Here is a 12,341-nt window from a genome sequence, read left to right as displayed (position 1 = left end):
CAAAACGCTTCCCAAGCCTACCGCCCAGCGGCGTCGTGCCACCACCTGCCCCGGTACCCGTCCCGAAACAACCAGCCGGCCAGGCCACCCAGCGCCCCCGTGAAGACGGACAGCGCCGTCCCCAGCGCCAGGATGGCGGCGGGCACGTCGCCCAGCCGCCACGACACCAGAATGCCTATGAGGGCGCAGGCGCCGCCCACCAACGCGCCGCCCATGACAGCGATGGACAGCCCGGTCCGGGTACGGCCGTAGAGGAAGCCGGCAAGGGCGGAGATGGTCATGCCCCCCACGGCGAAGAAATCGGCGATCACCGGCACGTAGTGGCCGGCCACCACCATGGCCACCTGCAGCGCCGTGCCGGCCAGCATAGCTCGGAACAAGATGCTCCCCGGCATGGGCGTCGGTTTCCTCCCGTGATGAGTGAGACGATCCTGAACCATCGGCGGGGACAGCACCACCCACAACAACGGCGGAAAAGGTTACAGACCGCACCCGTCTCTGCCGGGAAAACCGCCGGATCGGCCGCTGGACGCCCCCTCCCGTCATCGGGTGGCCATGCTACGAACCCGCAGGTACGCTGGGGTTGGCGCGTTTTCGATGTCATGACAGGTTGACTGGCACGCCTTCTGCTATGCTGGTCGCCACCAAGCGTACGCGTACCCAGGAACGCCGGCAATGATCGGCGGCCTTCGATCCAAAAGCCCGGGAGGCACCTAAGATGAAGTCCAAGAAGACTTTCGTTTCCGCCCTATTCGGCGCCAGCGCCCTATCCGCCGTCCTGGCCATGCCGGCCGCCGCCGAGGATGTGGTGCGCCTGGGTAACCTGAAGCTGGCCCACTTCGGCGCCGTGTCCTACACGCAGATGCTGACCGACTGCGGCATCAAGGTGGAGGAGCGGATTTTCGCCAAGGGCCCCGATATCATGCAGGCCATGGTGGCCGGTGAGCTGGACGTGGGCGCCACCGCGTCCGAGGCCGCCATCTCCGGCCGCGCCGCCGGCGCCCCCATCTACATCGTCGCCGGTTTCGCCAAGGGCGGCGCCCGCCTGGTGGCGGCGCCCGACGCCAAGGTGACCAAGGTCGCCGACCTGAAGGGCAAGAAGGTGGGCGTCACCCGGGGCGGCATCCAGGAGGTGCTGCTGGCCGCCGAGCTGGCGCAGAACAACCTCACCTGGTCCGACCAGCCGGGCAAGGACGTGCAGATCGTCTACCTGAACTATCCGGACCTGAACCAGGCCCTGATGCTGAAGCAGTTGGACGCCATCATGCAGACGGAGCCGCAGGGCTCGCAGGCCGTGAACGGCGGCTTTGGCGTCGAGGTGATGAAGCCCTACGACACCGCCATCGGCAGCCCCGTGCGCACCCTGGTGATGTCGGAGGAGTTCCACGACAAGCACAAGGCCGTGGCCGAGAAGTTCATGCGCTGCTTCGTGAAGGCCACCAAGACCTTCATCGACAAGCCGGAGGTGGCGTCCAAGTATGTGCGCGAGACGCTGTTCAAGAAGCAGTTGACCGAGGCCGACTTCAACAGCGCCATGGGCAACGCCCAGTACAGCTATGACATCGACCCGGCCCAGATCCAGATCACGGCCGAGACCATGGCGAAGTATGGCGTGTCCAAGATGGCCAAGGTGCCGACCGCCACCGATTACGTGAAGCTGGACCTGCTGGCCGACGCCAAGAAGGAATTGGGTATCCAGTAAGGCTCCAGGGCCCGCCGTTCCTGAAAGCGGCGGGCCCTTTTTCGATCCGCTTCTTTCGCGCTTTCATGGGGAGTACCCGAATGCGGCGTAACACTTGGTTGGCGGCCCTGCAGGGGGCCGTCGTGCCGCTCGTGCTGCTTGCGATTTGGCAGGCGGCGTCCAGTTCCGGCTTGGTCAATGCGAAGATCCTGCCCTCGCCCGTGGCGGTGGCGGTGCGCTGGTGCGCCTACCTGGCCCCGGCCGAGCCGTTCGATCCCGCCAACAGCAGCTATATCGCCTGGATATTTTCGGGCGAACTGATCACCGACGCCATCGGCAGCCTGTATCGCGTCGTCATGGGTTTCCTGGTGGGGGCCGTGCTGGCCCTGCCCCTGGGCCTGGCCATGGGCGCCAGCCGGGCCGCCTTCCGCTGGCTGAACCCGCTGGTGGAGGTGCTGCGGCCCATCCCACCCATCGCCTATATCCCCCTGTCCATCCTGTGGTTCGGCCTGGGCAACCCGCCGGCCATCTTCCTGATCTCGCTGGGCGCTTTCTTTCCCGTGCTGGTGAACACCATCGCCGGGGTGCGCCAGGTGGACGGCATCTATCTGCGCGCCGCCCGCAACCTGGGGGCCGGGCCCCTCACCATCTTCCGCCGGGTCATGCTGCCGGCGGCCACGCCCTACATCCTGTCGGGCGTGCGCATCGGCATCGGCACCGCCTTCATCGTCGTGATCGTGTCGGAGATGATCGCCGTCAACAACGGCCTGGGCTTCCGCATCCTCGAGGCGCGGGAGTACTTTTGGTCCGACAAGATCATCGCCGGCATGCTGACCATCGGCCTGCTGGGCCTGGCCATCGACAGCGGCGTCACCCGCATCAACAACCACCTGCTGCGCTGGCATCGCGGGCTGGAGCACTGAACCATGTCCGACATCCTGATCAACCACGTCTATAAGCGCTTCGCCGTCCCGGGGAATGAGGTGGTGGCGCTGAAGGACATCAACCTGGACATCGCGGCGGGGGAGTTCGTCTGCCTGTTGGGCCCGTCCGGTTGCGGCAAGTCCACCCTGCTGAACGCCATCGCCGGTTTCTCCCACCCCTCGGAAGGTAGCATCACCGTAGGCGGGCGCCCGGTGGTGAACCCTGGGCCCGACCGGGGCATGGTGTTCCAGGAATACGCCCTGTTCCCGTGGATGACGGTGGCCAAGAACGTCCGCTTCGGGCTGGAGGTCAAGGGCATGGCCAAGGACGCGGCCGACGCCCGGGTGCGCGAGCTGCTGGACATGCTGGGCCTCTCGGAATTTGGCGAACGCTTCCCCAAGGATCTGTCCGGCGGCATGCGCCAGCGCGTGGCCATCGCCCGCGTCCTGGCGCTGGACAGCCCCGTCCTGCTGATGGATGAGCCGTTCGGAGCGCTGGACGCCCTGACCCGCCGGTCCCTGCAGGATGAGCTGCTGAAGATCTGGGCGCGCCTGGGCAAGACTATCGTCTTCGTCACCCACTCGATCGAGGAGGCCATCTACCTGGCCGACCGCATCGTCGTCCTGACCTACCGCCCCGGCACCGTGAAGCGCGACATCCGGGTGGAGATGCCGCGTCCGCGCGACGCCGCGTCGCCTGAGTTCAACGCCCTGAAGCGCGACCTGTCGCGCCTGGTGTCGGAGGAGCAGCAGCGGCATGAGGCGGCGGAACGCGCCGGCCTCACCACCGACTGATCCCGCCTTGGCGCGGTCCCTTCCCCTGGCCCGACTGTCCATTCGACCTGGCGGCATCGCGGCACTGCTGCTGGCGGCGGTGGGGGCCGTGGGGCTGTGGGTGCTGGCGGTGGGCCATGCCGAGCGGCGGGCGGTGGAGGCGGTGGCCGCCGACGCCCGCCACCGGTTGGAGATCTACGCCAACAACCTGGACAGCGCGGTGGAGCGCTTCGACTACCTGCCTTCCGTCGCCGCCCGCGACCCGGCGGTGGCGGCGCTGGCGGCGGCCGGTGCCGGACAGGCCGACGCGGCCGACGTCGATCGGGTGAACCGGTATCTGGAGGCGGTGAACGCCAGCGCCGGCTCCGCCGTCCTCTACCTGATGGATGCCGCGGGCCGCACGGTGGCGTCCAGCAACTGGAACAGGCCGGACAGCTATGTCGGCGTCGATTTCTCATACCGGCCTTATTTCAAGGACGCGCGGGACAAGGGCCTGGGCCGTTTCTACGGCGTGGGCACGGTGACCCGGCTGCCCGGCTATTTCATCGCCGCGCCGGTGGAACGCGAGGGCCGGCGTGTGGGTGTGCTGGCCGTCAAGATCGTGCTGGACGCGCTGGAGGATGGCTGGCGCGTCTCTCACGACGCGGTGCTGGTGGCGGACCGCTTCGGGGTCGTCTTCCTGTCATCCAAGCCGGAATGGAAATTCCATGCCCGCCGCCCCTTGGATGCCGGGACGCTGAAATACCTGGAAGATACCCGGGAGTATGTGGGGCTGGAGCATCCGCCCCTGGTCCTGCCTCGGTCCCTTCAGGTTCATCCGGCCTTGCTGGTGGAACGGGACCTGGGCCGATATGGCTGGACCATCGCGTTGGCGGCGGACGCCCACCCGGTGGAGCAGGCGGCGACCACGGCACGCATCGGGGTGGCGCTGCTGCTCCTTCTGCTGCTGGCCTCCGGACTGTATGTACGCCAGCGGGTGAAGCGCCTGCGTGAACAGCGCCTAGCCAAGGACACGTTGGACCGCGCCTATCAGGACCTGGAACGCCAGGTGGAGGCGCGGACGGTCGACCTGCGCGATGCCCAGGCCGAACTGGTGCAGGCGGCCAAGCTGGCCATGATCGGCCAGGTGGCAGCCGGCGTGACACATGAGCTGAACCAGCCGCTGACGGCCCTGCGCGCCCTGGCCGACAACGCCCGCCTGCTGCTGGAGCAGGGCCGTCAGGCGGAGGTCAGCCAGAACCTGGTCCACATCGCCGGCCTGGTCGACCGCATGGCCAAAATCTCCAGCCAATTGCGCAACTTCTCCCGCCGCAGCGAGGGGCCGGCCCAACCCGTCCCCCTGCCCGGCGCGGTGCAGGAGGCGCTGGCCCTGCTGGATCGCCGCCTGAAGGAGGCGCGGGTGCAGGTCACGGTGGACGTGCCGGAGGTGACCGTGGCCTTCGATCCCGTGCGGCTGCAGCAGGTGCTGGTCAACCTGGTCCGCAACGCGGAGGATGCGACGGCCGGGGTTGCCGAGCCCCGCATCGCCATCACCGCCGAACCGGTCTTGCTGGACCACCGCCCCGCCGTGCGGGTGGCGGTGGCGGACAACGGCCCCGGTTTGGCCCCGGCCGTGCGCGATCGCCTGTTCGATCCCTTCGTCACCACCAAGCCGGGCGGCCAGGGCTTGGGGCTGGGCCTTGCCATCTCCCTGGCCATCACCCAGGAATATGGGGGCCAGTTGGAGGCCCGCGATGGGGAGGCCCGTCCCGGTGAAGGCGCCGGCGCCGTCTTCCTGCTGACCCTGCCTTTGATCATAGCTGAGCGTGATGAGCCAACCGCCTGATATCACTCCCGTTGTCCTGTTCGTGGATGACGAGGAGATCATCCGCCTGACCGTGCGCCAGACGCTGGAACTGGCGGGTTTGGCCGTGACGACCTACCCGACGGCGGAGGCGGCGCTGGCCGACCTGTCGGTGGACACGCCCGGCATCCTGGTGACCGACGTGCGCCTGCCGGGGATGAGCGGGCTGGACCTGCTGTCCCGGGCGCGGGCGCTGGATGCGGAACTGCCGGTGGTGCTGGTGACCGGCCAGGGCGACATCTCCATGGCCGTGCGGGCCATGCAGGACGGCGCCTATGACTTCATTGAAAAGCCCTTCGTCACCGAGCATTTCGTGGAGGTGATCCGCCGCGCCCTGGAAAAGCGCGCCCTGGTGCGGGAGAACCGGCGTCTGCGCGAGGCGCTGGAGCGGAACGCGGCGGTGGAAAGCAATCTGCTGGGGCAAAGCCCCGCCCTGGCGCGGGTCCGCCGCCTGGTGACCGACCTGGCGGGCACGGACGTGGACGTGCTGGTGCTGGGGGAGACGGGCACGGGCAAGGAACAGGTGGCCCGCGCTCTGCACGAGGGCGGCCCCCGGGCCGCCTATCCCTTCGTCGCCATTAACTGCGGCGCCATTCCGGAAAGCATGTTCGAAAGCGAGATGTTCGGGCATGAGGCCGGCGCCTTCACCGGGGCCGCCAAGCGCCGGGTGGGCAAGATCGAATACGCCCATCGCGGCACCCTGTTCCTGGATGAGATCGAGAGCATGCCGCCGGCCCTGCAGGTCAAGCTGCTGCGGGTGCTGCAGGACCGGGCGCTGGAACGGCTGGGCGGCAACGACCGGGTGGCGGTGGACCTGCGCGTGGTGGCGGCCACCAAGGAGAACCTGCTGGATCTGGCCAATGCCGGCCGGTTCCGCGCCGACCTTTATTACCGGCTGAACGTCGTCAGCCTCACCCTGCCCCCCTTGCGTGAGCGGCGGGAGGACATCCCCCTACTGTTCCAGCATTTCGCCCTGCAAGCGGCGGCCCGGTTCCGCCGGCCCTATGCCGAGCCGCCGGCGGCCCTGCTGCGCGCCCTGATGCTGAAAGACTGGCCGGGCAATGTGCGCGAGCTGCGCAACGCCGCCGACCGCCATGCGCTCGGTCTGACCGAGGATGAGATATCGGGCGCGGAGGGGGGAACGACCGCAAACGCCCCCCTGGCCGACATCCTGGATGGGGTGGAGCGCCATTTGATCACCGAGGCGTTGCGCGCCAGCGGCGGCCAGGTGACGCGCGCCGCGGAAACGCTGGGCGTGCCGCGCAAGACGCTGTACGACAAGATGAAACGCCTGAACATTGGCGGCGCGGAATGAATGGGGGAACCGAATGAATGCCGATCCCGTGATCCTGACCGTGGCGCCCAACGGCGCCCGGCGGCTGAAGACCGACCACCCGGCCATTCCCCTGGACCCGGCAGAGATCGCCCGGGACGCCGCCGCCTGCCTGGAGGCGGGCGCCGCCATGATCCACATGCACGTGCGCGACGCCCAGGGGCGCCACCTGCTGGACGCTGATGCCTATGCCGCCGCCACCCGGGCGGTGCGCGATGCCGTGGGTGACCGCCTGGTCGTCCAGGTGACGACGGAGGCCGCCGGCCTGTATCACCCGCCCCACCAGATGGCCGTCATCCGCGCCCTGAGGCCAGAGGCGGTGTCGCTCGCCATCCGCGAACTGGCGCCCGACGCTGCGCATGAGAAGGAGGCCGCCGACTTCTTCGCCTGGCTGGCGCGGGAGCGGATCATGGTGCAGACCATCCTCTATTCCCGCGACGACCTGCTGCGCTGGCACGATCTGCGCCGGCGCGGCGTGGTGCCGGAGGTGCCGCACTTCCTGTTATATGTCCTGGGCCGCTACACCGCCGGCCAGGTCAGCGACCCGCGTGACCTGCTGCCCTTCCTGGAGCCGGTGGCGGACGCGGCCCAGGACAACACCGGCGACGTGCCCTGGGCGGTCTGCGCCTTCGGCCGGCGGGAGAACGCCTGCGTGCTGACCGCCACCGGCCTGGGCGGCCACATCCGCGTTGGCTTCGAGAACAACCTGCACTTGCCAGATGGCGCCCTGGCCTCGGGCAACGCCGCCCTGGTGGCCGCCGCCGCCCAGGGCGGGCGGCTCATGGGGCGCCCGCCGGCGACGGCGGACGACGTGCGGGCGCGGTTCGGAGCATAATAGAACCGCCCCTTCCAACCCAGTGGCATTTAATTGTTCGGCAGGGGTTGACGGCCGTACCCGAGGCAAAGGGTATGGCCGAAAATGTCGTGTCCGACATCGAACTTGGCTGACCTGTAGGTGGCGGGGGTTAGCGTGGCCTGAACTCTTGGCATGGACTGGTCAACATATTGTTGTGCGCGGCTGAGATCGGTTGCCGATGGGGTCAGGATCTGAGGCGCCAGGATTCCGTCCCGATAATAAACGGTGTTGCCTTGACGAACCGAAATAGGCCCGAACATGGAAACCTGCTGCTGTAGCTGCGCCAAATGAATGCGCGTCTTCAAGTGACCCAGATAAAGGCTTTGTCCAGGCTCCACGGTAAAGGCAAAAGTACGGGCATGGAAACAAAGCGCCCAGGATTCTTGCTGAATAAAGCCAGTGAAAACGTAGGCCCCTGGACTTACGATGGCGTAAGAATAATTTGAATTTGCCGATTTTTTGAACAGTCGTCCTGTCCCGCCCGTCAAAGACAGAGTGACAAAGTTATTAGGTTCATCAAATGACGCGATGCTTGCAGCGTATTCTCCTGCAACGGGATCCATTTCCATGAGCAGGAGTGATTGGCTGTTGCTTGACTTGAAGGAAAGTTTCGTTGGGTCGTCCGATGCGCATCCAAAGAATGCCAGGCTCATAGCTACGAAGACGGCCCTTTTAAGGTGATTTTTGATAGATGAAGAAATGCCCAAGACAATTCCTTTAATGGCATGAAATGCAAGAGTGGTAAATTTAAGTAAGAACAGCCGTAGAAGACAACCAATTTTTGGTCTAAGGAACGGCTCACGCTTCGAAGCTACCAAAAAAGTCGTTCGGCATCACCGCCCCCTTGGTCTCTTCCATGATCGCCCGCATGGCGGCGGCGTCAGGGTGGCGGAGGCCGGCGCACCAGCGGCCGACGGTTGATCGGCTGCGCCCGATGCGCCGGGCGAATTCGGCGGCGGTCAGCCCCTGGGCTTGAAGATAGTCGGCGAGCGTCATGCGCGAAATGATGCGAGATGGGCAACTTATTGTCAATCGGTTGCCGGTATGGCGACTGACGGATGGTAGCCGCTGTGGCAACTTGGCTTGTATGACTGACCGCCCCCCCAATCGCATCCGCGAACTTCGTGAAGCCAAAGGCATGACCCAGGAACAGCTGGGCGCCCTGATCGGCACCGATAAGACGGTGATTTCCAAGCTGGAGTCCGGCCGCACGCGGCTGTCGCAGGCGCGCATGATGGCCATCGCCGCCAGCCTGGGCTGCGGCGTGGCTGAATTGCTGGAGCCGGTGGCGCCGTCGGTGCCCGGGTGGGGCGATGATGCCTCGGTCGAGGTGGCGGAGGTCGACATCTACGGCGACCGGCGTGGCGGCTTCCTGGCCAGCCATGAGGGACGGCCGCAGGGCTTCCGCGAGGATGAAACCATCGCCCAGTGGCGCTTCCCCGCCGCGTACCTGAGTTCCGAACTGCAGGTGCGGGCGGCGGCCGTGCGCATCGTCGAGGTGCGGGGCGATGGCATGGAGCCGACGCTGATGCCCGGCGACCGGGTCATGGTCAACCTGGCGGACCAGTCCCCCTCGCCCCCCGGCGTCTTCGCCCTATGGGATGGGCAAGGCGTGGTGATCAAGCGGCTGGAACTGATCATGGGCTCGCACCCGCCCTTGGTCGAAATCCGGTCGGACAATCCGCACCATCGCGTCTATGAGCGGGCGGCGGCCGACATCGACATCATCGGCCGCGTGGTGTGGGTGGGGCGGCGGCTGTAAAGGCACCCGTCCTCGGTGCGGAAGTTGTTAAATAGGCAACTTATGAATTGACGGGCGGTTGCTGTTCGGGCACCGTCAGGGCATCGGCTGTTCCGCCGATGTTCCCCTTCCCCAGTGCTGAACGCCTGTGGGGCCCTTTCCCTGTGGAGAGGCCTATGACCCGTCTTGAGCGCACGACCCATCTCTATTGGCAATTGGCTTGCCTGGCCCGGCACGACACTTTTATTGAGCTTGTGGTACGCGGCCTGGACGGGCTGGCGGTGGTGGCGCGCACCGCGCCCAGCTATCGCCTGCGCCGGGCCGCCGCCGCCCACGTCGGCGTGGCCGCCCGCGCCCAGGGCTTCCGCAATGCCCATGCCCTGGAACGGGCGGCGAACAGTCTTGCCGTCTCCCCGGTCGGCATCCGCCGGGCCGGTTCGTTAGCTGGCGATCAATCTTAGATGGTATGATGGGCGCGTCTATGGCGCTGGTTGTGTCATCCGCCCGATGCAAGCCAGCTCCCATCATCATGTCATTTGAAGGCTAATCGTTAGTATCCTAATGTTCATGGCATGGAACAAGCGCCCCCTCTTCCTCTTTCGCCCCGGCATCGGGCCTTCGGCCTGACGCTCTGCTATCTTGCGCGCTTCTGGCGGCGGGAGGCGGATGCGACCCTGAAGGCCTATGGTCAATCCGAGGCGACCACCCTGCCCCTGGTGGTGCTGGCCCGGCTGGGCGACGGCATCCGCCAAGGCCAGTTGGCCGACCATGTCGGGGTTGAGGGGCCGTCGCTGGTGCGGCTGGTGGACATGCTGGAAAGGGACGGCCTGTTGGAACGGCGCACCGATCCCCGCGACCGGCGGGTCAAGACCCTGCACCTGACGGCCGAGGGGCGTGCGCTGGCGGTGCGGCTGGACGACGCGCTGGACGGCATGCGCCGGCGTCTGCTGGCGGACGTGACGCCGGACCAGTTGGAGACGGCGTTGACCGTCTTCACGGCGGTGGAGCGGGCGCTAGGCCGGTCGCTGGGGGCGATGGACGGCGCCGCCAATGGGGCCGCCGATGGGGGCGCGCCATGACAGCGGCCGCCACCTGGTTCAAAGCGTGTTTCCGGGGCTGGTCCCAAGGCTTTGGCGACTGGATGTTCGCCGCCAAGACGGCGGCCGCCGCCCTGGCGGCTCTCTACATCGGTTTCAGCCTGGATCTACCGCGTCCTTATTGGGCGGCGGGCACGGTCTTCATCGTGTCCCAGCCGCTCGCCGGCGCCATGCGGTCCAAGGGCGTGTTCCGGGTGCTGGGCACCATCATCGGCGCCGTGGCCACCGTGGCCATCATCCCCAACCTGGTGGACGCTCCGCCCCTGCTGTGTGTGGCCATGGCCCTGTGGACCATGGCGTGCCTGACGCTGGCCCTGCTCGACCGCACCCCGCGCAGCTATGTTTTCATGCTCGCGGCCTACAGCACCGCCCTTATCGGTTTTCCCACCGTGACCGATCCCGGCACCGTCTTCGACGCGGCGCTGGCCCGGGTGGAGGAGATCACCGTCGGCATCCTGTGCGCCACCGTCATCGGCAGCGTCATTTTCCCCCGGGGCATTGGCCCCGTGGTCACCGGCCGTATCGATGCCTTCGCCGCCGATGTCGGCCGCTGGGCGCGTGAGGCCCTGTCGGGGGCGGAGGAGACGGTGGCTACCCGGTCCGACCGCCGCCGCCTGGCGGCCGACGCGGTCGAGTTGCAGATGATGGCCACCCATCTGGATTACGACACCAGTCCCCTGCATGGCCTGAGCCAGGAGGTGCGGCGCCTGCGTCAGCGGCTGGTGATGCTGCTGCCCATCCTGTCGGGGGTCGGGGATCGCGTGCGGGCCCTGAAGGCTGACGGTGGTCTGCCCGCCCCCTTGTCGGACCTGCTGGCCGATCTGGCCGACTGGGTGGACGATGTGGAGGCACCGGCGGAGGTCGCGGCGGCCCTGCGCGTCCGCATCGCGGCGCTGCGCGCGCCGCCCGCCGATTGGCGCGGCGTGCTGACCCTGAACCTGCTGACGCGGCTCAAAGACCTGATGGACGCCATCCAGGATTGCCGCGACCTGCGCCTGTATATCCGGGGCGGGGGGCATGGCCACCGGGTGCGCCGTCGGCGGGGTGGGCGCGCGGGGGCGGAGGTCGCCATGCACCGGGACCTGGGCATGGCCCTGTGGTCTGGCGCCGGCGCCGCCCTGACCATCCTGCTGGGCAGCGTCTTTTGGATCGGCACGGAATGGGCGGACGGCGCCATCGCCCTGGAAATGGCGGCCGTCGCCTGCTGTTTCTTCGCCGCGCAGGACAACCCAGTGCCGGCCATCCTGGATTTCGCGCTTTACAACGCCCTGGCCGCCATCCTGGCCGGCATCTACATCTTCGCCATCATGCCGCGTATCGACGGCTTCGTGATGCTGGCCCTGGTTCTTGGCCCCCTGTTCCTGCTGCTGGGCCGTGTCATCGCCAACCCGCGCCTGGCTGGCCGGGCCCTGGCGGTGGGCGCCACCCTCCCTACCCTGGCGGGCCTGAGTAATACCTACAGCGCCGACTTCGCCGCCTATCTCAACAGCGCCCTGGCGCTGGTCCTGGGCATGGGGTTCGCCGGGCTGGTGACGGCGCTGGTGCGGGCGGTAGGCGCGGAATGGGGCGCCCGGCGCATCCTGCGCGCCTGCTGGACGGACATTCGTGGCGTGGCCGACATCCGCGTTCCCGCTCCCGATGGCGCCCTGGGCCCGGTGTTCACCGGCAGGCTGCTCGACCGCATGGGCCTGCTGGTGCCCCGTCTGGCCGCCCTGCCGCCAGGATCGGAGGTGGCCGCGGCCGACGCCTTGGCCGATATCCGCACCGGCATCAACATCCTGGAACTCCGCACGGTCGAAGGGGCCCTGCCCAGCCCGGCCCGCGCGGCGTTGGACGCCGTTCTGGCCGACCTGGCGCAGCATTACAGCGCCATCAGCCGCGCCGGGGCGCCGCGTGCGCCGTCACCCACCCTGCTGGCCCGCATCGATGCCGCCCTGGCGGCTTTGCTGCCCCTGACGGACCGCAGGCCGCGCCAAGCCCTGCTGGCGCTGGCGGGCATCCGGCGGGCCCTGTCCGACGGCGTGCCCGACTTGCCGCCGTCCCCACCCGCCATTCCCCTGCCCCCCAACCCGGAAAGCCTGGCCGCATGATCG

Annotated in this window: 13 protein-coding genes; 10 read left to right on the top strand and 3 right to left on the bottom strand. The window is 67.6% G+C overall.

All coding sequences use genetic code 11. The features are described 5' to 3' along the window. Nucleotides 1–17: 17 nt before the first annotated feature. Nucleotides 18–395 (bottom strand): hypothetical protein, encoded by a 378-nt coding sequence (locus tag FBZ90_RS17890; RefSeq protein ID WP_145734199.1) that lies wholly within the window; start codon nucleotides 393–395, stop codon nucleotides 18–20. 323 nt (nucleotides 396–718) lie between these two features. Between FBZ90_RS17890 and FBZ90_RS17885 the strand changes: the two genes are divergently transcribed. The 6 genes from FBZ90_RS17885 (at nucleotide 719) to FBZ90_RS17860 (ending at nucleotide 7,389) form a co-directional block, all read left to right on the top strand. Next, the gene (locus tag FBZ90_RS17885; protein WP_145734197.1) at nucleotides 719–1,702 is read left to right on the top strand and encodes an ABC transporter substrate-binding protein; all 984 of its coding nucleotides are present in this window, start codon (nucleotides 719–721) and stop codon (nucleotides 1,700–1,702) included. Nucleotides 1,703–1,782: 80 nt separating this feature from the next. Beyond that, complete coding sequence (locus tag FBZ90_RS17880; protein ID WP_145734195.1) at nucleotides 1,783–2,604, top strand: ABC transporter permease; 822 nt, start codon at nucleotides 1,783–1,785, stop codon at nucleotides 2,602–2,604. Nucleotides 2,605–2,607: 3 nt separating this feature from the next. Next, nucleotides 2,608–3,399, top strand: coding sequence for an ABC transporter ATP-binding protein (locus FBZ90_RS17875; protein ID WP_145734193.1), 792 nt, complete (start codon nucleotides 2,608–2,610; stop codon nucleotides 3,397–3,399). Beyond that, nucleotides 3,362–5,203, top strand: coding sequence for a sensor histidine kinase (locus tag FBZ90_RS17870; RefSeq protein WP_145734191.1), 1,842 nt, complete (start codon nucleotides 3,362–3,364; stop codon nucleotides 5,201–5,203). The genes FBZ90_RS17875 and FBZ90_RS17870 overlap by 38 nt, the downstream gene beginning before the upstream one ends. Then, nucleotides 5,187–6,536, top strand: coding sequence for a sigma-54-dependent transcriptional regulator (locus tag FBZ90_RS17865; protein WP_145734189.1), 1,350 nt, complete (start codon nucleotides 5,187–5,189; stop codon nucleotides 6,534–6,536). The genes FBZ90_RS17870 and FBZ90_RS17865 overlap by 17 nt, the downstream gene beginning before the upstream one ends. 13 nt (nucleotides 6,537–6,549) lie before the next feature. After that, a complete protein-coding gene (locus FBZ90_RS17860) occupies nucleotides 6,550–7,389 on the top strand; it encodes a beta-keto acid cleavage family enzyme (protein ID WP_145734187.1) in 840 nt (279 codons plus the stop codon). A 29-nt stretch (nucleotides 7,390–7,418) separates the two neighbouring features. Here the strand turns inward: FBZ90_RS17860 and FBZ90_RS17855 are convergent, their stop codons facing one another. After that, nucleotides 7,419–8,117, bottom strand: coding sequence for a hypothetical protein (locus FBZ90_RS17855; protein WP_145734185.1), 699 nt, complete (start codon nucleotides 8,115–8,117; stop codon nucleotides 7,419–7,421). A 91-nt stretch (nucleotides 8,118–8,208) separates the two neighbouring features. Beyond that, on the bottom strand, nucleotides 8,209–8,406 hold the full coding sequence (locus FBZ90_RS27900) for a helix-turn-helix domain-containing protein (RefSeq protein WP_186455880.1): 198 nt from the start codon (nucleotides 8,404–8,406) through the stop codon (nucleotides 8,209–8,211). Here FBZ90_RS27900 and FBZ90_RS17845 point away from each other — a divergent pair. The 4 genes from FBZ90_RS17845 to FBZ90_RS17830 all read left to right on the top strand — a co-directional run bounded on the left by FBZ90_RS17845 (nucleotide 8,405) and on the right by FBZ90_RS17830 (nucleotide 12,338). Then, nucleotides 8,405–9,172, top strand: coding sequence for a helix-turn-helix domain-containing protein (locus FBZ90_RS17845; RefSeq protein ID WP_145734181.1), 768 nt, complete (start codon nucleotides 8,405–8,407; stop codon nucleotides 9,170–9,172). The two genes, FBZ90_RS27900 and FBZ90_RS17845, sit on opposite strands and share 2 nt — an antisense overlap. Before the next feature lie 155 nt (nucleotides 9,173–9,327). Next, nucleotides 9,328–9,612: a hypothetical protein gene (locus tag FBZ90_RS17840; RefSeq protein WP_145734179.1), complete on the top strand. Its 285-nt coding sequence runs from the start codon at nucleotides 9,328–9,330 to the stop codon at nucleotides 9,610–9,612. Nucleotides 9,613–9,723: 111 nt separating this feature from the next. Then, nucleotides 9,724–10,230: a MarR family winged helix-turn-helix transcriptional regulator gene (locus FBZ90_RS17835; RefSeq protein ID WP_145734177.1), complete on the top strand. Its 507-nt coding sequence runs from the start codon at nucleotides 9,724–9,726 to the stop codon at nucleotides 10,228–10,230. Beyond that, entirely contained in the window at nucleotides 10,227–12,338 is a 2,112-nt protein-coding gene (locus tag FBZ90_RS17830; protein ID WP_145734173.1) for an FUSC family protein, read from the top strand. The genes FBZ90_RS17835 and FBZ90_RS17830 overlap by 4 nt, the downstream gene beginning before the upstream one ends. Nucleotides 12,339–12,341 lie beyond the last annotated feature (3 nt).

The sequence above is a fragment of the Nitrospirillum pindoramense genome, from assembly GCF_007827955.1.
GTDB lineage: Bacteria > Pseudomonadota > Alphaproteobacteria > Azospirillales > Azospirillaceae > Nitrospirillum > Nitrospirillum amazonense_B.
This window is presented reverse-complemented; position numbering and strand designations above follow the sequence as displayed.